The sequence below is a fragment of the Pseudomonas sp. PGPPP1 genome (assembly GCF_002255865.1).
Lineage (GTDB): Bacteria > Pseudomonadota > Gammaproteobacteria > Pseudomonadales > Pseudomonadaceae > Aquipseudomonas > Aquipseudomonas cremoris.
In genome coordinates, this window is the sequence record NZ_NKIG01000001.1 from 381,989 (window position 1) to 403,526 (window position 21,538).

Sequence of the window (21,538 nt, forward strand, 5' to 3'; positions counted from 1 at the left end):
GCTTCGCAGCCCAGCGCGGGACAAGCCCGCTCACTACAAGAATGAGGTCGCCTTTCGTTTCCTTAAACGACTGGCATTAGAGCAAGCCCGCTCCCACATTTTGATAGGTGTTGTGTCTGGGATGTCGCGTTACTTGGGATACAGCGGCGGCAAGCTGGTGGTATCGGCGGCCGGGTCCAGCTCACGTTCCGCCATCGGGATCGACTTGACCGCACGCCACAGGTCTTCGCCCAGCCAGTATTGCCCGCTTTCGCTGTAGAGCGCGCCGTTCAGCCCATCCAGCGCATCGGACAAGGGGATATAGCGCGCCGCCATGTCCGCCAGGGTTTCCGGCTGTTGTCGCGCCCAGGCGTCGAGGGCCTGGCGCGTGGCCTGGGGGTCGTTGGCCTGGGTGGCGCGCTTGAGGTCGTCCAGTAGCGTGCGTGGGCTGGGGCCGGTTTGCGCGGCGCGCAGCACGGCCGGTTGCCAGCGCGCACGCCACCATAGGCCGAAGCCCAGCAGCGTGGTGCAGGCAAGAATCAGGGTGCTCAGTTGCCACAACCACAGGTGGCTGTCGTCGGGCGCGGTGATCACGGTGGGGGTGGCGGGGGTGTCCACCACCAGGCTTGGATTGGTGGCCACTTGCAGGGTGCGGGCCGGCAGGCTGGTGCGTTCCAGGTGGTCCTCATGGGTGTTCCACCACACCACTTCTACGGCGGGCATTTCAAGTGTGCCGGCGCGGTTGGGCACCAGGGCTTCGCGGTCCTCGCGGCTGCCGATCAAGCCGCGGTCGTTGGTCTGGTTGCCCAGCACCGGTTGGTCGGGATAGCGGCGCAGGCCAGGAATGTCGGTGCTGGGCAGGGCAGGCAGTTGGGCGCTCGACAGGCCTTCGGCCTTGACCGTCAGGCTGCGGGTCAGGGAGTCGCCGACCTGCACGTGTTCAGGTTCCGGGTTCCAGGTTTCGCTCAGGGTGAGGCTGCGTGCCGGCAACCACGGGGTGTCGGCGGGATACAGTTCGGGTTTGGGCTTGACCGTCAGTGCAAGCTCCGCAGAGCTCACGTGGATCAGCTTGCCGGGCTTGGTGCCTTGCAGGGTATTTTCCTGGGGCGGCCGCGCTTCCACCAAGGTCGCACTGAACGTCTGCGCAGGAATCACCAGGCTGCCGCTGTGCTGCGGATAGATCGCGTAGCGGGTTTCGATCACGCCGTGGCGAATGCTGTTGATGACTTTCTCGTAGGTGCGCGACTCACCCAGCTGCTCGACCCGCGCATCGGGAATCTGCAACGGCGTCAGGCTGCTGTCGTCATACAGCGACACCGAGTGGTACACGCGCACCGTCAACAGCACCTGGGCCTGCACGTACACAGTGGGCTGGTCGATGTTGGCTTCGACAAACACAGGGGCCAGCTCGGCGCTGGTGTTCTGGCTGGCGGTTTCAACCACTTGCAGGCTGATGGGCTGGGTCTTGTATTCGCCGACCTGTAGCGGCGGGATCACCACGGTGCCGTTTTCCTTGGGCAGCAGGGTGATGATCCAGCGCGTGGTGGCGTGGTTATCGCCGCCCAGGGTAGTGAGCTGGTTGAGCTGGCGCGTGCCGCTGACTTCGAATTGCGCATCCAGCGGCGACAGGTCGGGTTTGCCGAACAGCGTGACGTCGTTGGATTCCACCGTCAGCTCTACCGTTTCCCCGGAGTTGACGCGGCTGCGATCAACGCTGGCGACCAAATTCGCCGCCTGGGCGTGGCCTGCCGTTAACGCGAGCAGAAGCAGTAGGGTGGTGCGGCGGCTCATCGAGTCTTGTCCTGATGTTGTTGCTGTTCGTACCAGAATTTGCGGCGCAGCAATTCACCGGGGTTGTCCGGGATCTCCTGCAGCCATTGCTCCAAGGCCTGGCGGTGTTCGCCGTCGAGGCTGGCATCGTTTGGGCGCAGCGGCGGGGTGGTGGTTTGCTCATCCCCCAGCTCGCTGCCCGGTACGTCATTGTTGCCGGTTGGCGAGGTGGCGCCGGTCTGCGTATCGCCGGTGCCGGCCTGACCCTGGCCTTGGGAGGACTGATCACCACCGCTGGCGTTTTGCCCGCTGGTGCCCGGTTGCGCAGTTTGGCCGGGTTGGGTGGTTTCGTCATCCTCGTTTTTTGCAGGCTTCTCCGGCTCTGTCTTCGCCTGCTCTTGCTCCTGAATCAGGGTTTCCAGCAGGGCTTTGTTTTTCAAGGCTGGCTGCAAGTCTGGCTGGGCTTCCAAAGCCTGTTCGTACGCATCGATCGCGGCCTCCAACTCGCCTGACTTGGCCAGGGCGTTCCCTCGATTGTAGTGGGCGTAGGCGTCATCGCCCTCGGCAAAACGCTTGATGGCCTCGGCATAGTTGCCGGCCTCGTACAGCGCCACACCCTGCCATTGCGGGTCCTGAAAGTGTTCGGCGGCTTCGGCAGGACGTTTTTTCTTCAACAGGTACTGACCTTGTTGGTCGGGACGCAGCCACAGGTCCTGAAAGTCAAAGGCGTAGCTGGGCTGTGGCGCACCCAGTAGCAATAACGGCAAGCAGAACAGCCAGCCACGGCGCCCGGCGCAAGCGGCGAGTAACAACAGCGGCAGGAGCAGCCAGTAGCCTTGGTCGGCCCAGGTGTCCAAATGCAGCAGTTGCCCGTCGTTGCGCATGGATTGAGGCGGGTCCAGCACGCCGAGTTGGCGCAGGTCCTTGTCATCCAGGCGTGCCGCGCGGTAACGCCCGCCCATTTCGCTGGCGAAGGCCTTGAGGGTCGGGCTGTCCAGGCGCGGCACCAGAATCGCGCCTTGCTCGTCCTTGAGGAACTCGCCGCTTTCCTGGGTTACCGGCGTGCCTTCACGGCTGCCAATGCCCAGGATCGACAAGGCCGGCGACTGCGCCCCTTGCAGCAGCAGGCGGATACCCTGGCGTTCCTGCTTGGACAGCGACGAGCCAACCAGCAGCAGGCGGCCTTGGCCCAGGCCTCCTTGCTTGAGCAAGCCCAGGGCTTTCTCCACTGCCAGGTCGGCACGATGCCCGGGTTCGGGCATGATCGACGGGCGCAGCGCTTCCAGCAGGTTGCGGCTGGTGGACAGGTCATCCGACAGCGGCACCAGGGTGTGGGCGCTGCCGGCATACACGACGATGGCGGTTTGCGCATCGCTGCGTGCTTGCAGCAAGTCATACAGCTTGCGCCGCGCTTGCTCCAGGCGGTTGGGCGGGCTGTCGGTGGCGAGCATTTCCGGGGTCAGTTCCAGCAACACCACCAACGGGTCGGAGGGTTTCTGGCTGGATTGTTCTACCCGCTGCCAGCTCGGGCCGAGCAATGCCAGCACGGCCAGCAGCCAGGCGATCCCGAGTACCACCCAGGGCGATTTGCTTTCGCGGCCATTGCCACCACTGAGCAACACGGCGTGGAAGGCCGGCGGCAGGATCATCTGCCAACGCCCGGCGCGTTTTTGCCGGTGCCACAAGTGCCACAGCAGCCAGCAGAGCAGTGGCAGCAGCAACAACCACCAGGGACGGAACCAGTGCGGCCACAGGTCGATCATCGACGCCTCCGCAATCGCAGGCGTTTAAGGCGTTGGCGCCATTCCGGGTGTTGTTGCAGGAAAGTCCCCTTGCTCGACAGTTTGTTGAAAAAGCGCTGCAACGCGTTGTTTGGCCAGCGTTCCTGGATCACCAACAGCATGCTGAGCACCAACGCCAGGGCCAGCGGCGCGCTATACAGCGCCTGGGCCGGGCGTGCGCGGGTCGGTTGTTGCTCGACCGGCTCAAGTTTGTCGAGGGTTTCCTTGATGGTTTGCAGTTCTTCGCCGTCGCGGGCGCGGAAGTACTGGCCGCCGGTGGCCTCGGCAATTGCCTTGAGCGCTGGCTCGTCCAGGTCCAGGCTCGGATTGACACCCAGAATGCCTAAGGAGCCGGTTTGTTCCGGGTCGGCACCGATGCCGATCGGGTAGATCTTCACGCCTTCTTCGGCGGCTAGGCGCGCGGCGGTCAACGGGTCGATCTGCCCGGCGTTGTTGGCGCCATCGGTGACCAGGATAAGCACGCGGCTTTGTGCCGGACGCTGGCGCAGGCGTTTGAGGGCCAGGCCAATGGCATCGCCGATGGCGGTGTTCTTGCCGGCGATGCCGATGCGCGCCTCGTCCAACCAAGTGCGCACGGTGCGGCGGTCGAAGGTCAGCGGGGCTTGCAGATAAGCCTGGCTGCCAAACAGGATCAGGCCGACGCGGTCACCTTCACGGTTTTCGAGGAAGTCGCCGAGCAGGTGCTGCACCAGACTCAAGCGGCTGACGTCATCGTCCTGCCAGTGCATGTCGGGAAAGTCCATGGAGCCGGACACGTCCACCGCCACCAGCAAGTCGCGGCCACTGGCGGCGATCGGCAGCGGTTCGCCCAGCCATTCCGGGCGTGCGGCGGCGGTCAACAACAATAGCCACAGCACCACGAACGGCGCTTGCTGCCGCCAGCCCGGCAAATTGACGCGGGCGCGGCGGCGGGCCAGGCCTTCGAGGTCACTGAGGTAGCTGACTTTAAGCGCGGGCTCACCGCTGTCGGCCGCCGGCAGCACCCACCGCATCAACCACGGCAAGGGCAACAGGGCGAAGATCCACGGCCAGGCGAACTCAAACATGTTTGCGAATCCAGGTGTCGACGGCTTGGGTCAGGCCGGCGATGGCCTTGTCGTCGAGTTTGCATTCGGGTTTGTAGGCGCCTTCCACCAGCACCATCCAGCGCGTGAGGCCGGCGGCCGGACAGCGGTTGTCGAGAAACGCCAGCCATTTGCGACCGTTGAGGGTGTGGCTCTGGCTGTAGGGGTAGTCGTTACGGCACAGGCGCTTGAGCAGACCGTTAAGCTGCTGCAGCCAGGCGCCGGCGGGTGCACCGTCGTAGGGTTTGGGCATCAGGGCCAGTTCTGCCAGGGCGGCGATGCGCAACGGGTCGAGTGGTTGTTCGGCGCGCGCCACTGGGCGGCGTGCGGGCAAGAAGCGGCGCAGCGACCATAGCCCCCAGCCCAGCAGCGGAATCACCAGCAATAACAACCACCAACCGGGCGCAGGTGGCCAGAAACCGATGGCTGGCGGGGCGATCAGCGGTTGCAGTTGGTCGAGGCTGCTCATTGCTTTTTAACCGGGCGTTGCGGGTTGAGGTATTCGCGCAGTTGCTCGACCATTTCGCTTTGGGTGCTCAAGGGCATCAACAGAATGCGTAGTTTTTGCGCGAGCAATTCCCAGCGCGCAATACGCGCCTCGGCCTGCGCCTTGTAGGCCTGGCGCAGGTCGTAGTTCAGTGTGTCCAGTTCCAGCTGCGCGCCGCGTTCCGCGAAACGCAGCAGGCCGGCGGCGGGCAGGGCGTGGTCCAGTGGGTCGGAGATCGGCAACAGCAGCAGGTCGCAATGACGCGACAGCAGGCTCAGTTGTTGTTCGGCGCCTTCGGTCAGCGCACGTTCGTCGCAGATTACGATCACCAGGCTACCGGGGCGCAGCACTTCACGGCCACGGCGCAAGGCCATGCCCAACGCGTCCGCTTCGGGACGGCTCTCGGTGTTCAGGCTCTGGTTGACCCGTACCAGCCGGTTGAGCAGTTGCAACAGGCTTTGCTTGCTGCGCCGGGGTTTGATTTCGTAGTGCTCGTTATCACCGAATACCAGGCCGCCGACGCGGTCGTTATGCCCCAGCGCCGCCCAACCGATCAGGCTGGCAGCTTGCGCGGCGAGCACCGACTTGAACATCTGCCCCGAGCCGAAAAACAACCGACAGCTTTGCTCCACCATGATGAAAATCGGCCGCTCACGTTCTTCATGGAACAGCTTGGTGTGCGGCTCTTGGGTGCGCGCGGTCACGCGCCAGTCGATGGTGCGCACATCGTCGCCGGCCTGATACACGCGGACCTGGTCGAAGTCGACGCCGCGTCCACGCAGCTTGGAGTGGTGCAAGCCGATCAGCGGGCTGCGCTGGCTCGGCGTGGAAAACAACTGCACTTCGCGCACGCGATGGCGCATCTCGATCAATTCGCTAAGGGTGACGCGGATTCCATCGCTGGCGTTCATGCGGGTCAAGCGACGGCAACGACGTCGAGAATGCGCTGCACCACGCGGTCCTGGTCAATGCCAGCCGCTTCGGCCTCGAACGACAGGATGATGCGGTGGCGCAACACGTCAAACAGCACCGCCTGGATGTCTTCGGGGCTCACGAAGTCGCGCCCGGCCAGCCAGGCGTGTGCACGGGCGCAGCGGTCGAGGGCGATAGAGCCGCGTGGGCTGGCGCCGTAGGCGATCCACTCGGCCATTTCCGGGTCGAACTTGGCCGGGGTGCGCGTGGCCATGACCAGTTGCACCAGGTATTCCTCCACCGCGTCGGCCATGTACAGGCCGAGGATTTCCTTGCGGGCGGCGAAGATCGCCTGCTGGCTGACGCGTCGCTCGGGCTTGGTTTCACCGTTGAGGGCTTCGCCACGCGCCTGTTGCAGGATGCGGCGTTCGACGGCGGCGTCGGGGAAGCCGATTTTCACGTGCATCAGGAAGCGGTCGAGTTGGGCTTCGGGCAGCGGGTAGGTGCCTTCCTGCTCGATGGGGTTTTGCGTGGCCATCACCAAAAACAGCGGCGACAGCTCGTAAGTGCTGCGCCCGACGCTGACCTGGCGCTCGGCCATGGCTTCGAGCAAGGCCGATTGCACCTTGGCCGGCGCGCGGTTGATTTCGTCCGCCAACACCAAGTTGTGGAAGATCGGCCCTTGTTGGAACACAAAACTGCCGGTTTCCGGACGATAGATCTCGGTGCCGGTGATATCGGCGGGCAATAGGTCGGGGGTGAACTGGATGCGATGGAACTGCGCTTCGATGCCTTCGGCCAATTCCTTGATGGCCTTGGTCTTGGCCAGTCCCGGCGCGCCTTCGACGAGCATATGGCCGTCTGCGAGCAGGGCGATCAGCAGGCGATCGATGAGTTTTTCCTGGCCGAGAATCTGCGTAGAAAGAAAGGTTCGCAGCGCAAGCAGCGCTTCACGATGTTCCATCGATGACGGTTCCTGGAAAGATAAGCGCGGGCATCGTGGAAAATGCCTGGGCTGGGGCGCCTACTTTAATCCATCGAGGGGGCTGGCGACTAACGGCTTTTCGCGCAAAGTGCCGGGTTTTGAACCCAGTCGGCCTTTGCGCGGGGGCGGTAGAGGATTTTTGAGGACTAAGGACAGGGCACGCCCAAATGCCATTCCTTACCCCATTCGGCCGAGTTGACGTCGGGTGGCTTGTTGATGTTGTAGAAATTCTGCTTGTAGACCTTACCGTTGTAGGCCACTTGCTCGGCGAAGACTGCATAGGTTTTGGCCGGATCCCACGCCGGTATAGTGCCGCAGTTGCCCGGCGCGGGAGCGGTGACATTGACTATGTGAGTGGCCGTTGCCTCGCGATGGGTGGCATCCGTGATCCTCAGCGTGATGCTGCGCGGGCCCACAGCCGGGGGCGCAGTGAAGCCTGGAGCAACCTGTGTCGATGTAGCCGGGATAAAGTCCGGTGCCGTCCAGGCATAGCGCAGGCCGCTACCGCTGGAGGTGCTGGCGGACAACGCCAGTGTCTTGCCAACCTCTGCGGTATTGGCGCCGGTGATCCTGGCTTCGGGCGGTGGGGTTGCCTGGCGTGGGCGAATGGTGATGACTTGGGTGGGGGTTTGCAGGAAGTCGCGCCCATCGCTGACGCGCACATTGACCGTCGCCCGCACCTCACTGGTCACCGGCGCAGCGGTATAGGTGGCCTGTGGCGTGTTGCCCGGGGATCCCAACAGTGAAGCCGAACTTGCCCATGTGTAACTTAATGGCTTGCCTGTTGAGCTGCGCGCGTCAACGCGTACGGGGACCGAATCGCCCGAGCCCGCCGCTTCCGGCGCCGTCAGCGTGGCGGTGATGGGCGGTGCCTTGATGATCACGCTTTCGGTCAGCGTGATGGTATGCGTGCCATCGGACACGTCCACAGAAACCGGCATCACAGTGTCCGTGTTCACGGCGGGTGCAGTGAGTGACAGTGACGCATCGTGTCCTGTGGCGGGAGTAAAGCCCGCGGTATTCCAACGATAGAACAGCGGCTTGCCTGCCGATGATTCGGCATAGACATGGTTGCTGAAGGTGCCGGCGGATGGCGCCTCGTCAGGAATTGCCAGGCGCCCGGTCGGCGGCTTTCCAGCATGGTCGGCCAGCATTTTTCTGATGGCCGCGTCCAGGTCGGGTTGTACGCCAATTTCGGTACGGTTGCCGTTGATCTGCGGGTAGCCGGTGGTCACCAGGATGGCGCGTAGTTCCTTGGGCGGAATCGGGCCCAGGTCATGGGCAAGTGCTACGCCTTGCAGAGAAGCGACCACGCCCGCAATGATCGGGTTGGCTGAAGAGGTGCCGCTGAACGTGTGGGTGTAGGCACTGTCCGGGTTGTTTTTGGTATAGCTAGTGGTCGTGACGTTCTCGCCCCAACTGAATAGGTCAACACGGCTACCGTATTCGGAATAGCCCGCTCTGAGCCCGGACTTGGGGTCGACCGCCCCTGCGTAAATACCACCGGAGTCGAATTTCTGGCGGTCAAAAAAGCCATTGAAGTAAGCCGCGTCGAGATTGATGTTGCCGTTGGCGGCCGCCAATACCACGTGAATGCCTTTTTCTTCGGTCATATAAGCAATGGTGTCGCGTACGACAGCGTTGTACTCAACCGGCATGTAACAGTCCGTCGCACATCCAACTTGGGGGATTGCGGGGTAGAGATAATGCACGCCAATTTGGACGACGTTACCCGCGTGTAAACGCTCGGCTAATTGGATCAGCCGATCTTGACCCCAGTCCATGAAACCGAGTTCGGTAGCTTGCGCGATTCCCGTTGTTCCGAAACCATTTTCTCGCGAGGCGATAATACCGGCGCTTGCGGTGTCATGGGAGCCCACCAATGCCGGGTTGGTTGGGTGCTGGATTTCCAAGTAAGGTTTGGGTAGGTCCAGGTGGCTAAAGGACCAGTGATCGACTTCCGAGGAAACGACCTGCATGTTTTGGCCTTTGCCACCCGGTATTTTCCAGGCCTCCACGGCGTTGATACCGCCGATCCTATACGGGGCTACCGGCGCTTGGCCGAGGAGGTAAGTTTGCCGACCCGTATAGTCAGGAATGCTTGGGGTGCTCGCCAGCCCAATGGCCAGGCCGTTGTCGCCATGCATGCCATCGACAACAGGTTCAAGTTGAACGTCCTCAACGCTGGGGTCGGCTTTTAGTTGAGCGGCCAATGCTTGTGCCTGTGCCAGGCTCATCGGGCGAATATCAACGGTGTAGTAACGGTCCAGGCGGTGGCGTTGCAATGCCTGGGTGTCCGCAGGGGTGCGTGCGATAGACGCTGGAAGCAAGGGTTGAAGAGTAGGCGCGAGCCGCCTGAGGTTGTTCAGCGGCGCAGTGTTGTTGAGGCCGTTACTGCCCGTCCCGGGCTTGAGCAAAATGTTGAGCGTTGTATAGCCGGAGGGGGCTGCCAGCGTTGATAAAGGCAATAAAGCAGCCCAGCAAAACGCGATGTTCAAGCATTGGCTCATCGGTTTCATGTTGGCACCTGAGTGATTGACCCTGTTGCTGGCCTTACTTATCAGTCAGCAAAGACTCAATCAGATGTTCTCGATACTGTTAGAAATAACAGTGCGGACGAACGGTCAGGTGCCCTGAATTCAGGCGCGGATGTAAGTACCGGTGCCTTTGAGGATGTTTTGCAGGGTTTCTTCGACTTCGGGCAGGTCCGAGGCGGCGGTGGTGTGGGTGATCTCAAGCTGATCCTTGCCGCCCAACGCGTCCGCGTCCCCGGCAGCCAGTTCCACCAGCAGGGTCGCGTCACTCAGGGTGACTTTCAGCCCGTCCAGGGTCGATGGCTCGTAGTCCCAGGTCAGTTCCACTTCCTCTTCATCCGGGTACCGGGTGAGCATGAACATTTCGCCGTTTTTACCGTGGCAGCAGAGCATGGCCATGTTGTCTTCTTCGTCGTCGCATGGGGTGACCATCAGGGCGTCGGTTTTCAGTTGCAGCATGGGGAATCCTGTCTGGGGTAGGGCGTAATGCGGGCAATTGTGCCACTGCGGCGAATTTTGTGCTGCATCCTGTGTCAGACACAGGGCATGACTTGACGGGCTGTATCAGTCATTTCCGGTACTAATGACGGCTAAAACAGCGGGTTTTTCTGCCGAAAATATCGGGTTGCCAGAGTCGCAACTCCAAGCCTGCGTACCGATGACCGAATATGTCGCAGCGTCGCAAGCAGCTGTCTTCCTACACTCGTTAAGCTGCGCAACGGATGTGCATGAGCCGGGCGCCTGACCTGCCCGTCGTACCGTCACCCGGCAGGGTGCGCATCTTGTGGGCGTTGTATGTGACCTGAGTGTCTTGTGCAGCTTCACCCACCTGTCACTCCGATTCGCTATGGTTAACCTGCGAACAGAGCTGACGGTCTCCCCGCAAGGGGATAACACGCGACGCTTTCATCAATAACAAGCCCAAGCGGAGTACCACAGATGGCGTTCTTCACCGCAGCCAGCAAGGCCGACTTCCAGCATCAACTGCAAGCGGCACTGGCGCAGCACATCAGTGAACAGGCACTGCCACAAGTGGCGCTGTTCGCTGAACAATTCTTCGGCATCATTTCCCTGGACGAACTGACCCAGCGTCGCCTTTCCGACCTGGCCGGTTGCACCCTCTCTGCGTGGCGCCTGCTTGAGCGCTTTGACCACACCCAACCGCAAGTACGGGTGTACAACCCCGATTACGAACGTCATGGCTGGCAGTCGACCCACACCGCGGTCGAAGTGCTGCACCATGACCTGCCATTTCTGGTGGACTCGGTGCGTACCGAGCTGAACCGCCGTGGCTACAGCATTCATACCCTGCAAACCACCGTGCTCAGCGTACGCCGTGGAGCCAAGGGCGAGCTGCTGGAAATCCTGCCAAAAGGCACCCAGGGCGAAGGCATCCAGCAAGAATCGCTGATGTACCTGGAAATCGACCGCTGCGCCAACGCCGCCGAACTGAACGTGCTGAGCAAAGAGCTTGAGCAGGTATTGGGCGAAGTGCGCGTGGCCGTGGCCGATTTCGAACCGATGAAAGCCAAGGTCCAGGACCTGTTGGCCGGTGTCGACGCTAGCCAGTTCGCGATTGATGGCGAAGAAAAGGCCGAGATCAAGAGCTTCCTGGAGTGGCTGGTGGGCAACCACTTCACCTTCCTCGGCTATGAAGAATTCGTGGTACGTGACGAGGCGGACGGCGGTCATATCGAATATGACACCAACTCCTTCCTCGGTCTGACCAAGTTGCTGCGTGCCGGCCTGACTGCCGAAGACACGCGCATCGAAGACTACGCCGTGGCTTACCTGCGCGAGCCTACTGTGCTGTCGTTCGCCAAGGCCGCACACCCGAGTCGTGTACACCGTCCGGCTTACCCGGACTATGTGTCGATCCGTGAGATCAGCGCCGACGGCAAGGTCATCAAGGAACACCGCTTTATGGGCCTCTACACCTCGTCGGTGTACGGCGAAAGCGTGCGGGTCATTCCTTATATCCGTCGCAAGGTCGCGGAAATCGAACGCCGTTCGGGCTTCCAGGCCAAGGCTCACCTCGGCAAGGAACTGGCGCAAGTCGTTGAAGTGCTGCCGCGTGACGACCTGTTCCAAACCCCGGTTGACGAACTGTTCAGCACCGTGATGTCGATCGTGCAGATCCAGGAGCGCAACAAGATTCGCGTGTTCCTGCGCAAAGACCCGTACGGTCGTTTCTGCTACTGCCTGGCCTACGTGCCGCGTGACATCTATTCCACCGAAGTGCGCCAGAAGATCCAGCAAGTGCTGATGGATCGCCTGAAAGCCTCGGATTGCGAGTTCTGGACCTTCTTCTCCGAATCCGTGCTGGCCCGTGTGCAGCTGATTCTGCGGGTTGACCCAAAGAACCGCCTCGACATCGACCCGCTGCAACTGGAAAAAGAAGTAGTGCAGGCCTGCCGCAGCTGGCAGGACGACTACTCCAGTCTGGTCGTGGAAAGCTTCGGCGAAGCCCAAGGCACCAACGTGCTGGCGGATTTCCCGAAAGGCTTCCCGGCGGGTTACCGCGAGCGTTTTGCTGCGCATTCGGCCGTGGTCGACATGCAGCACCTCAACAGCCTGACCGAAGCCAACCCGCTGGTGATGAGCTTCTACCAGCCGCTGGGCCAGGTCTCCGGTCAGCGTGAGCTGCATTGCAAGCTCTACCACGCTGACACCCCGCTGGCGCTGTCCGACGTGCTGCCGATCCTGGAAAACCTGGGCCTGCGCGTGCTGGGTGAGTTCCCGTACCGCCTGCGTCACGCCAATGGCCGTGAGTTCTGGATCCATGACTTTGCGTTTATCGCCGCCGAAGGCGTGAACCTGGATATCCAGCAGCTCAACGACACCCTGCAGGACGCGTTCGTGCACATCGTGCATGGCGACGCCGAGAACGATGCGTTCAACCGCCTGGTGCTGACGGCGGGCTTGCCGTGGCGCGACGTGGCTTTGCTGCGTGCTTACGCCCGCTACCTGAAGCAGATCCGCCTGGGCTTCGACCTGGGTTACATCGCCAGCACCCTGAACAACCACACCGACATCGCTCGCGAGTTGACCCGGTTGTTCAAGACCCGCTTCTACCTGGCGCGCAAGCTCACCGCCGACGACCTGGAAGACAAGCAGCAACGCCTGGAACAAGCGATCCTCACCGCCCTGGACGACGTTCAGGTGCTCAACGAAGACCGCATCCTGCGTCGCTACCTGGACCTGATCAAGGCCACCCTGCGTACCAACTTCTACCAGACTGACGCCAACGGCCAGAACAAGTCCTACTTCAGCTTCAAGTTCGACCCGCGCGCCATTCCTGAACTGCCTAAGCCAGTGCCGAAGTTTGAAATCTTCGTGTACTCGCCGCGGGTTGAAGGTGTGCACCTGCGCTTTGGCAACGTGGCCCGTGGCGGCTTGCGCTGGTCCGACCGTGAAGAAGACTTCCGTACTGAAGTGCTCGGCCTGGTAAAAGCCCAGCAAGTGAAGAACTCGGTCATCGTGCCAGTCGGTGCGAAGGGCGGCTTCCTGCCGCGTCGCCTGCCACTGGGCGGCAGCCGTGACGAGATCGCGGCCGAGGGCATCGCCTGCTACCGCATCTTCATTTCCGGCCTGCTGGACATCACCGACAACCTGAAAGACGGTGCCCTGGTGCCACCGGCCAACGTCGTGCGTCATGACGACGATGACCCGTACCTGGTGGTAGCAGCGGACAAGGGCACTGCGACCTTCTCCGACATCGCCAACGGCATCGCCATCGACTACGGCTTCTGGCTGGGTGATGCGTTCGCCTCCGGTGGTTCCGCCGGTTACGACCACAAGAAAATGGGCATCACCGCCAAAGGCGCGTGGGTCGGCGTGCAGCGTCACTTCCGTGAGCGCGGCATCAATGTGCAGGAAGACAGCATCACCGTGGTGGGCGTCGGCGATATGGCCGGTGACGTGTTCGGTAACGGCCTGTTGATGTCTGACAAGCTGCAACTGGTCGCAGCGTTCAACCACCTGCATATCTTCATCGACCCGAACCCGAACCCGGCCACCAGCTTCGTCGAGCGCCAGCGCATGTTCGAGCTGCCGCGTTCGGCCTGGACCGACTACGACACCAGCATCATGTCCGAAGGCGGCGGTATCTTCTCGCGCAGCGCGAAGAGCATTGCCATCTCGCCACAGATGAAAGAGCGTTTCGACATCTCGGCCGACAAGCTGACCCCGACCGAACTGCTGAATGCCTTGCTCAAGGCGCCGGTAGACCTGTTGTGGAACGGCGGTATCGGTACTTACGTCAAGGCCAGCACTGAAAGCCACGCCGACGTGGGCGACAAGGCCAACGACGCATTGCGCGTCAACGGCAACGAGTTGCGCTGCAAGGTGGTGGGCGAGGGCGGTAACCTCGGCATGACCCAACTGGGTCGTGTGGAATTCGGCCTCAATGGCGGCGGCTCCAACACCGACTTCATTGATAACGCCGGTGGCGTGGACTGCTCCGACCACGAAGTGAACATCAAGATCCTGCTCAACGAAGTGGTGCAGGCCGGTGACATGACCGACAAGCAACGCAACCAGTTGCTGGCGAGCATGACCGACGAAGTCGGCAACCTGGTGTTGGGCAACAACTACAAGCAGACCCAGGCCCTGTCCCTGGCGGCGCGTCGTGCCTACGAGCGTGCTGCCGAGTACAAGCGCCTGATGAGCGACCTGGAAGGCCGTGGCAAGCTGGACCGCGCCATCGAGTACCTGCCGACCGAGGAGCAGCTCGTCGAGCGCGCCGCGACGGGCAAGGGCCTGACCCGTCCAGAGCTGTCGGTGCTGATCTCGTACAGCAAGATCGACCTCAAGGAAGCGTTGCTCAAGTCCTTGGTGCCGGATGACGACTACCTGACCCGTGACATGGAGACCGCGTTCCCGCCGAGCCTGGTCGCCAAGTTCGGCGAGGCCATGCGCCGTCACCGCCTGAAGCGCGAGATCGTCAGCACCCAGATCGCCAACGACCTGGTCAACCACATGGGTATCACCTTCGTTCAACGACTCAAAGAGTCGACCGGCATGAGCCCGGCGAACGTGGCGGGCGCTTATGTGATCGTGCGTGACATCTTCCATCTCCCGCACTGGTTCCGCCAGATCGAAGCCCTGGACCACCAGGTTTCCGCTGACGTGCAACTGGAGCTGATGGACGAGCTGATGCGCCTGGGCCGCCGTGCTACACGCTGGTTCCTGCGCAGCCGTCGCAACGAGCAGGACGCTGGTCGCGACACTGCGCACTTCGGTCCGCACCTGGCAGCGCTGGGCCTCAAGCTCGACGAACTGCTGGAAGGCCCTACCCGCGAAGGCTGGCAGAACCGCTACGGCAAATACACCGAAGCCGGTGTGCCTGAGCTGTTGGCCCGCATGGTTGCAGGTACCACTCACCTGTACACCTTGCTGCCGATCATCGAAGCCGCCGACGTGACCGGGCACGACGCCGCCGAAGTGGCCAAGGCCTACTTCGCCGTCGGTAGCGCCCTGGACTTGCCGTGCTACCTGCAGCAGATCAGCGATCTGCCAGTGGCCAACAACTGGCAGGCCCAGGCCCGCGAAGCGTTCCGCGACGATGTGGACTGGCAGCAGCGAGCAATCACCATTTCGGTACTGCAAATGGCCGACGCGCCCCAAGACATGGAAGCCCGCGTGGCCCTGTGGCTTGAGCAGCACAAGGACATGGCCGATCGTTGGGTGGCGATGATGGTGGAAATTCGTGCTGCGGTCGGCACGGACTACGCCATGTACGCGGTGGCAAACCGTGAGTTGCTGGACCTGGCGTTGAGCGGTCAGTCGGTGGTGTAACCGGCTTTCCTTGAGTAAACAAAAAGCCCCCGTATCGCGAGATACGGGGGCTTTTTGGTTATCTGGAATACGATCATTGTGGGAGCTGGCTTGCCTGCGATAGCGGTATATCAGTGGATCAATTTTTAGCTGACCCACCGCTATCGCAGGCAAGCCAGCTCCCACATTTGCATCTCCATCTTCCTTGGGTTCAGTGGTGTTTGAGTAATTTGGATTCCAGATGGTCCAGGTGTTGAGTCATCAGCGCTACCGCAGTCGTGGCATCGCGCTGCTCCACTGCATCGACAATCGCCCCGTGTTCCTGCCATGCGCAGTAGCTGTACGCATTCGCTTCGAATTGAGCGATGACCAGCGAGGTCAGCGGCACCAGGCTGTTCAGAAATTGCGCCAACGGTGCGTTCCGCGCCATGGCTGCCAGCTGCAAATGGAACTCCCCGGATAGGCGAATCGCGGGTCCACGTTGATCCTTTTCGATGCATTCACGTTCGCGGGCAATCAACTCGCGTAGCTGGCGCACCTGAGTCGGCGTGGCATGCACGCAGGCCAACTGCACCACGGTGATTTCCGTCAGGCGTCGGGCTTCGAGGATCTGCCGGGTTTGCTGCGCATCCGGCGCTGCGACCTGGGCGCGTTGATTGGGGCGCAGGATGACCACTTGTTGGTGGGACAGTTTGGCCAGCACCCGGCGGATCACGCTGCGGCTCACACCAAAGGTATCGCCCAGGCTCTCTTCGGTAAAACGACTGGCGGGGGCAATGCGTTGTTCCAGAATGGCGTCGAACAGGCGCGGGTAGATGTCATCCACCGACGGCTTTTTACCGGCGATCAAGCGCAGGGCAGGGAAGATAGGGTCGCGTTGCAACGCGTAAGCAGTCATGGCCGGTCTCCAATAAATCAGCTACCCAGATGGTCATCCGGGATGTTCAAGCGAATGCCCATGCGCAGGCCTTCCTGGAGGATGTGCCGACGCATTTCGGCACTGGCCAGGGCGCTGTTTTTGTTGCGGATGGCGCGCACCACGGCCTCGTTTTCCCGCAGGCGTTCGGCCAGGTGTTCCGGCGAATTGCGCAGCACCTGGGCGCTCTGCTTGAGGGCATTGCTGGTTTGTTGCACCACGTTCTGGAAGATCGGGTTGGACGTCAGCGCGAACAGTTCTTCGTGGAAGTCGATGTAGGCGTTCATGCCGGCTTCGGCGTCTTCAGCATCGAGGGCTTCGCGCATGTCCATGAGCGTCAGGCGCAGTTGGCCGACTTCCTTGCTGCTGATGGACTGCGCCACCAGGCCGACAATGAACGGTTCGAGGGTGTAGCGCAGTTGCAGGATGTCTTCCAGGCTGGCGTCGGCGACGGCATCGGCGGATTGTGGTTCGCTGATGCTGGTTTCCAGCACCACCACGCCTTTGCCGGGCATGGAACGTACCAGGCCGAGGGTTTCCAGCACGATGACCGCTTCGCGCAGGCTCGGGCGGCTGATGCCCATCTGTTCGGCCAGCTCACGTTGGCCGGGGAGCATTTCGCCTCGGCGCCATTGGCCACGCGCCAAGGCGGCGCGTAGTTTTTCTACCACTGAATTGACGACGGTTGAGGTGCTGATCACGTCTACGCCTCCTTGTAAGTTGCAAACACAATAGTTAATCCAGCGACAATTCCCTGTGGGAGCTGGCTTGCCTGCGATGGCGGACTGTCAGCCAACATCTTCATTGCTGATCCACCGCTATCGCAGGCAAGCCAGCTCCCACATTGATAAGTGTTGTGCTCAGGAACGCATCAGAACTCCTGATGCGCCGGCAACACCGGCTTCTTGGCCTGGAAGGCATAGCCTTGCTGACCGTCCAGCACCTTGTTGGCGCGCTGGATATCAATGTCTTTTTCCCAACGTGCAATCGCCACAGTGGCCACGCAGTTGCCGATCAGGTTAGTCAGCGCACGACCGATGCCCATGAACCAATCCACCGCCAGCACCAGCACCAGACCTACCACCGGAATCGCCGGGATCGCAGTGAGTGTCGCCGCCAGGATCACCAGTGCCGACCCCGGAATCCCGTGGGCGCCCTTGGAGGTAATCAGCGAGACCAGCAGGATGGTTAGCAAGTCGGTCATCGACAGCGGCGTGCCGGTGGCGTTGGCGATAAACACAATGGCGAGGGTCAGGTAGATGGAAAAACCGTCGAGGTTGAACGAATACCCCGTCGGAATCACCAGGCCCACGGTGGAGCTGCCGATGCCCAGGTGTTCGAGTTTACGCATGATCTGTGGCAGCACGGCGTCGGAGGAGGCAGTGCCCATCACAATCAGCAGTTCTTCACGCAGGTACTTGAGCAGCGGCAACATGCGCAGGCCGGACAGGCGCATTACCAGGCCAAGGATGATCCCGACAAACGCAAAGCAGGTCAGGTAGAACAAGCCCACCAGGCTGCCCAGGTGTTGCAGCGAATCCAGGCCGTAGGTGCTGGTGGTGAAGGCGATTGCACCAAACACGCCGATCGGCGCCAGGCGCACGATCATGCCCATGATGCGGAAGATCACATGGCTCAGCTCGTTGATCAGTCGCGAGATCCCGGACGCTGCTTCGCCGACCAGGTTCAGCGCGCTGCCGAACAGTACCGAAAACAGCAACACTTGCAGCACGTTGTTGTCGGCAAACGCGCCGATCACCGAATTGGGGATCAGGTCCATCAGGAACTGGCTCGTGCCGCGGATGTGCTGGCCCTTGTCGGCCAATTCATTGAGGCCGGCGGACGACAGTTGTTCCAGGTGGATGTTGGCGCCTTGGCCGATACCCGTGCTGAAGGCCATGATCAGGCCGATCACCAGGGCGACGGTGGTGAGTACTTCAAAGTAGATCACCGACTTGAGCCCGATGCGCCCGACCTTTTTCAGGTCGCCGGCGCCAGAGATACCGCTGACCACCACGCAGAACACGATCAGGCCAATCAGCATTTTGATCAGCTTTATGAAGCCGTCACCCAGGGGTTTGAGTTGCGAGGAGAATTCGGGAAGGGCCAGGCCGCAGATGATGCCGAGCATCAGACCAATCACGACTTGCAGGAAAATCGAACGCGAGCACCATCTGAGCATGGGAGGGATCTCTATTCGGTGCCCTGGTGGTTCCAGGGCTTAATTGTTGTGGTCATACCGGTAAGTCCAGTGCGGGGCCAGTCTACGCCGGGTTTTTTTGAAATCACAAGTAAAAATTCAAGGGTTGACCGGTCCCGGTCTGACCAGTTGGTCGGCGAGGGCGGAGCTTGAGCGGTTGGGGGCTTGAAAATATTTGGCTTATCATCCGCCGCTCGGCATATGAGGTGAAGGATGGACAAACCAGGGCTGACCACCGACGCCACAGGGCTCACACACTGCACCTGGCGTACCGCCGCGCCGGAGTACCCGCGTTACCACGACCATGAATGGGGCGTGCCGGTGGCGGATGACATCCAGCTGTACGAGAAGATCTGCCTGGAAGGCTTTCAGGCGGGCATGGCGTGGATCACCATCCTGCGCAAGCGCGAGCAGTTTCGGGTGGCGTTCGAGGGTTTTGATTTTCGGCGGGTCGCGCAGTACGGCGAGGCGGATATCGAGCGGTTGATGCAAGACCCCGGCATCGTGCGCAATCGGGCGAAAATCGTCTCCGCTATCAACAATGCGCGCAGAGCGTGTGAGTTGGTGGACGAAACCGGCTCGCTGGCGCGCTGGTTGTGGGCGTTTGAGCCAGCCGACGAAGAACGCCCGGCGATGGTGGACATGGCTTATTGGACGGGCAATCCCACGTCGCCGGCGTCGATGCGGTTGTCGAAAGCCTTGAAGAAACGCGGCTGGACGTACGTGGGCCCGACCACGATGTACGCGTTGATGCAGGCGATGGGGATGGTCAATGATCACCTGGAAGGGTGTGTTTGCCGGTCGCAGATTGAGCGTCTACGCAGCCAGTTCAAACGTCCCTGAATGAATACGCTTGAAACTGTGGGAGCTGGCTTGAGCATCTACACCATTCTGTAGTGAGCGGGCTTGTCCCGCGCTGGGTGGCGAAGCCGCCCCAAACCATGGCACCTCGCTGTATCTGAGGCTTGATCAGGGCCGCTTCGCAGCCCAGCGCGGGGCAAGCCCGCTCACTACAGTTGCGCTAGATATTTCAGCTGACCCAGCGCTATCGCAGGCAAGCCAGCTCCCACATTTGTCCCGCTGTGTAGCGGGTTACTTTGGCAGGGGCGTGAGCACCTCGGCCTTGTCATCCAATACCATCACCACCAGCAATTTGGCCGGTTTTGTCTGGCTGGCATTGCTCGATTCGAAGTGTCGCGACCCTGCGGGTTCGTAGAAGGTCTCGCCGACTTTGTAGGTTTTGGCCTGCTCATCATTCACCCGCGAGGTGATCGAACCTTCCAGCACATACGCCACGGCAGTACCCGTGTGGCTATGGGGAACAGTGGCCTGACCGGGTGCGTAGTCCACGGTCAGCATGATGGTTTTCTTGCCGGGTACATTGGTCAGCGCATGTTCTTGCAGCACCTTGATCGATTCCTGGTTGTAGACAGGCTCGTGGGCAAAGGCGCTGAGGGAGGCGAGCATCAGGGAGGCGGCGAGCAAACGTTTCATGGCGTAGTTTCCGAGTAGTTCGAGACCTCATTACCCTACGCCCGAGGCGGCAGGTGACCAATGACCAATCCGCCGGAAAACCGCCTAGCCAATCTGCTGGAGAATGTTGCGCACCTTGTCTAGGGCCGGGTCGATGTCCAGGGTTTCGATCGCACCGAAGCCGATGATCAAGCCAGGCCGGACCGGCGCGTCATGGAAGAACACATCCAGCGGGTACAAACCCACCTCCACCTGGCGCGCCAGCTCCATCAGCAACGGGATATTCACCGCCACCTTACACAGCGCAGCCATATGGAACCCGGCCACGGTGGGCACCGCTTCGAACCACGGCGACAGGTCGCCGGCCAGCCGTTGCAGGATGCGCTCGCGGCGTCCGGCGTACACCGTGTGACAGCGGCGGATGTGCTTGAGCAGGTAGCCCTCGCTGATGAACTTGGCCAGTGCCCATTGCGGCAGGGTGGAGCTGTGCTGGTCGGTGAGTTGTTTGGCCTTGAGCACCGCGCCATGGATCGCCGGTGGCAGCACCGCGTAGCCCAGGCGCAGCTCGGGTAGCAGGGTTTTGGAGAAGGTGCCGACGTAGGTCACCACGCCGCGAGTGTCCATGCTTTGCAGGGAATCGGTGGGGCGGCCTTCGTAGCGGAATTCACTGTCGTAGTCGTCTTCAATGACGATCGCCCCCAGTTCGAACGCGCGGGCCAACAGGGCTTCACGTCGTGGCAGGCTCATCGGCATGCCCAGCGGGAACTGGTGCGACGGCGTCACGTAGATCAACCGCGTGCCCTCGGGGATCTGGTCGACCTGAATGCCGTGTTCATCCACCGGTACGCTGGCGACCCGCGCGCCCATCGCCACGAATAATTGGCGTGCGGGGCTGTAGCCGGGGTCTTCCATGGCAACAATGCTGCCCGGTTCCAGCACCACGCGGGCGATCAGGTCCAGGGCTTGCTGCGCGCCGTTGGTGACCACGATGTCGCTGTCTCGGCATTTGACCCCGCGTGAGAAAGCGATATGCCCGGCGATGGCACTGCGCAGCGTCGGCAACCCTTCGGGCTGGCTGTAGAAACCGCTGTCCTGAGCGATGCGCCGCAACGCGTCCTGGGTGCAGCGCCGCCATTCATCCGCAGGGAATTGGTTGCGGCTGGTGGCACCACCAATAAATTCGTAGCGCAGGGTGCTGTCGCGGGTGGGATGGCGCATTGGTGAGGGCAGCGACGCCCACTGTGCCAGGTTGGCGGCGCAAGCCAGGTCGGTGGCGGTTTGCAGGCGTTCTGACTGCGCTGTGCGGGCGTTGACGAAGGTGCCCCGGCCGGTCTTGCCCACCAACAAGCCTTCATAGGTGAGGGTGGCGTAGGTGTCGGACACCGTCTTGCGCGACACGCCCAGTTGCTCCGCCAGCAAACGGCTGGGTGGCAGTTGCGCGCCGGCGGCCAGCCGCCCGCTGCTGATGGCTTCACGCAGTTGCTGATACAACTGTTCGGCCAGGTCCTTGCGGCCGTTGATCACAACGTGCAGTTCCATGTGTATTCCCAATGCTTGGATCTGCGCCAAGACTACTCGCTCGCGCGGTGCGCTCAAAATGGTCTGCGCATAAACCGGCGAATTGGCTATAGGGCTTAT

The 21,538-nt window shown here is 61.6% G+C and carries 15 protein-coding genes; 2 read left to right on the plus strand and 13 right to left on the minus strand.

Features of this window, described 5'->3' with window-relative positions; translation table 11 throughout:
• Positions 1–129 precede the first annotated feature (129 nt).
• The 8 genes from CFE47_RS01775 to CFE47_RS01810 all read right to left on the minus strand — a co-directional run bounded on the left by CFE47_RS01775 (position 130) and on the right by CFE47_RS01810 (position 9,992).
• Positions 130–1,770 carry a BatD family protein gene (locus CFE47_RS01775; protein WP_286835222.1) on the minus strand — a complete coding sequence of 547 codons (1,641 nt, stop codon included), beginning with the start codon at positions 1,768–1,770 and terminating at the stop codon, positions 130–132.
• Entirely contained in the window at positions 1,767–3,512 is a 1,746-nt protein-coding gene (locus CFE47_RS01780) for a tetratricopeptide repeat protein (protein WP_286835223.1), read from the minus strand. Before CFE47_RS01780 ends, CFE47_RS01775 begins: the two co-directional genes overlap by 4 nt.
• Positions 3,509–4,597, minus strand: a complete 1,089-nt coding sequence (locus CFE47_RS01785) for a vWA domain-containing protein (RefSeq protein ID WP_286835224.1) — start codon at positions 4,595–4,597, stop codon at positions 3,509–3,511. The genes CFE47_RS01780 and CFE47_RS01785 overlap by 4 nt, the downstream gene beginning before the upstream one ends.
• Positions 4,590–5,084, minus strand: coding sequence for a DUF4381 domain-containing protein (locus tag CFE47_RS01790; protein ID WP_058424110.1), 495 nt, complete (start codon positions 5,082–5,084; stop codon positions 4,590–4,592). The genes CFE47_RS01785 and CFE47_RS01790 overlap by 8 nt, the downstream gene beginning before the upstream one ends.
• On the minus strand, positions 5,081–6,013 hold the full coding sequence (locus CFE47_RS01795; RefSeq protein ID WP_116628994.1) for a DUF58 domain-containing protein: 933 nt from the start codon (positions 6,011–6,013) through the stop codon (positions 5,081–5,083). Before CFE47_RS01795 ends, CFE47_RS01790 begins: the two co-directional genes overlap by 4 nt.
• A 5-nt stretch (positions 6,014–6,018) precedes the next feature.
• Positions 6,019–6,978: an AAA family ATPase gene (locus tag CFE47_RS01800; protein ID WP_017739127.1), complete on the minus strand. Its 960-nt coding sequence runs from the start codon at positions 6,976–6,978 to the stop codon at positions 6,019–6,021.
• Positions 6,979–7,145: 167 nt separating this feature from the next.
• The gene (locus CFE47_RS01805; protein WP_286835225.1) at positions 7,146–9,518 is read right to left on the minus strand and encodes a S8 family peptidase; all 2,373 of its coding nucleotides are present in this window, start codon (positions 9,516–9,518) and stop codon (positions 7,146–7,148) included.
• Positions 9,519–9,638: 120 nt separating this feature from the next.
• A complete protein-coding gene (locus CFE47_RS01810; RefSeq protein WP_286835226.1) occupies positions 9,639–9,992 on the minus strand; it encodes a hypothetical protein in 354 nt (117 codons plus the stop codon).
• 480 nt (positions 9,993–10,472) lie between these two features.
• On the opposite strand from CFE47_RS01810, the gene CFE47_RS01815 reads away from it, so the two are divergent.
• Entirely contained in the window at positions 10,473–15,332 is a 4,860-nt protein-coding gene (locus CFE47_RS01815) for an NAD-glutamate dehydrogenase (RefSeq protein WP_286835227.1), read from the plus strand.
• A gap of 190 nt (positions 15,333–15,522) precedes the next feature.
• Here the strand turns inward: CFE47_RS01815 and CFE47_RS01820 are convergent, their stop codons facing one another.
• The 3 genes from CFE47_RS01820 to CFE47_RS01830 all read right to left on the minus strand — a co-directional run bounded on the left by CFE47_RS01820 (position 15,523) and on the right by CFE47_RS01830 (position 18,424).
• Complete coding sequence (locus CFE47_RS01820) at positions 15,523–16,209, minus strand: GntR family transcriptional regulator (protein ID WP_286835228.1); 687 nt, start codon at positions 16,207–16,209, stop codon at positions 15,523–15,525.
• Between the two features lie 17 nt (positions 16,210–16,226).
• Positions 16,227–16,928 (minus strand): FadR/GntR family transcriptional regulator, encoded by a 702-nt coding sequence (locus tag CFE47_RS01825; RefSeq protein WP_286835229.1) that lies wholly within the window; start codon positions 16,926–16,928, stop codon positions 16,227–16,229.
• A gap of 170 nt (positions 16,929–17,098) precedes the next feature.
• The gene (locus CFE47_RS01830; protein WP_185706310.1) at positions 17,099–18,424 is read right to left on the minus strand and encodes a C4-dicarboxylate transporter DctA; all 1,326 of its coding nucleotides are present in this window, start codon (positions 18,422–18,424) and stop codon (positions 17,099–17,101) included.
• A 216-nt stretch (positions 18,425–18,640) separates the two neighbouring features.
• Here CFE47_RS01830 and CFE47_RS01835 point away from each other — a divergent pair, with 216 nt between their 5' ends.
• Positions 18,641–19,270, plus strand: a complete 630-nt coding sequence (locus CFE47_RS01835) for a DNA-3-methyladenine glycosylase I (protein ID WP_286835230.1) — start codon at positions 18,641–18,643, stop codon at positions 19,268–19,270.
• Positions 19,271–19,519: 249 nt separating this feature from the next.
• Here CFE47_RS01835 and CFE47_RS01840 read toward each other — a convergent pair whose 3' ends face one another.
• Positions 19,520–19,921, minus strand: coding sequence for a cupin domain-containing protein (locus tag CFE47_RS01840; RefSeq protein WP_286835231.1), 402 nt, complete (start codon positions 19,919–19,921; stop codon positions 19,520–19,522).
• 84 nt (positions 19,922–20,005) lie between these two features.
• Positions 20,006–21,439: a MocR-like pyridoxine biosynthesis transcription factor PdxR gene (pdxR, locus tag CFE47_RS01845; protein ID WP_286835232.1), complete on the minus strand. Its 1,434-nt coding sequence runs from the start codon at positions 21,437–21,439 to the stop codon at positions 20,006–20,008.
• Positions 21,440–21,538 lie beyond the last annotated feature (99 nt).

Coding starts and splice junctions, on each gene's coding strand:
- CFE47_RS01775 (WP_286835222.1), bottom strand. CDS start 1,770: ATGAGCCGCCGCACCACCCTACTGCTTCTGCTCGCGTTAACGGCAGGC.
- CFE47_RS01780 (WP_286835223.1), bottom strand. CDS start 3,512: ATGATCGACCTGTGGCCGCACTGGTTCCGTCCCTGGTGGTTGTTGCTG.
- CFE47_RS01785 (WP_286835224.1), bottom strand. CDS start 4,597: ATGTTTGAGTTCGCCTGGCCGTGGATCTTCGCCCTGTTGCCCTTGCCG.
- CFE47_RS01790 (WP_058424110.1), bottom strand. CDS start 5,084: ATGAGCAGCCTCGACCAACTGCAACCGCTGATCGCCCCGCCAGCCATC.
- CFE47_RS01795 (WP_116628994.1), bottom strand. CDS start 6,013: ATGAACGCCAGCGATGGAATCCGCGTCACCCTTAGCGAATTGATCGAG.
- CFE47_RS01800 (WP_017739127.1), bottom strand. CDS start 6,978: ATGGAACATCGTGAAGCGCTGCTTGCGCTGCGAACCTTTCTTTCTACG.
- CFE47_RS01805 (WP_286835225.1), bottom strand. CDS start 9,518: ATGAAACCGATGAGCCAATGCTTGAACATCGCGTTTTGCTGGGCTGCT.
- CFE47_RS01810 (WP_286835226.1), bottom strand. CDS start 9,992: ATGCTGCAACTGAAAACCGACGCCCTGATGGTCACCCCATGCGACGAC.
- CFE47_RS01815 (WP_286835227.1), top strand. CDS start 10,473: ATGGCGTTCTTCACCGCAGCCAGCAAGGCCGACTTCCAGCATCAACTG.
- CFE47_RS01820 (WP_286835228.1), bottom strand. CDS start 16,209: ATGACTGCTTACGCGTTGCAACGCGACCCTATCTTCCCTGCCCTGCGC.
- CFE47_RS01835 (WP_286835230.1), top strand. CDS start 18,641: ATGGACAAACCAGGGCTGACCACCGACGCCACAGGGCTCACACACTGC.
- CFE47_RS01840 (WP_286835231.1), bottom strand. CDS start 19,921: ATGAAACGTTTGCTCGCCGCCTCCCTGATGCTCGCCTCCCTCAGCGCC.
- pdxR (WP_286835232.1), bottom strand. CDS start 21,439: ATGGAACTGCACGTTGTGATCAACGGCCGCAAGGACCTGGCCGAACAG.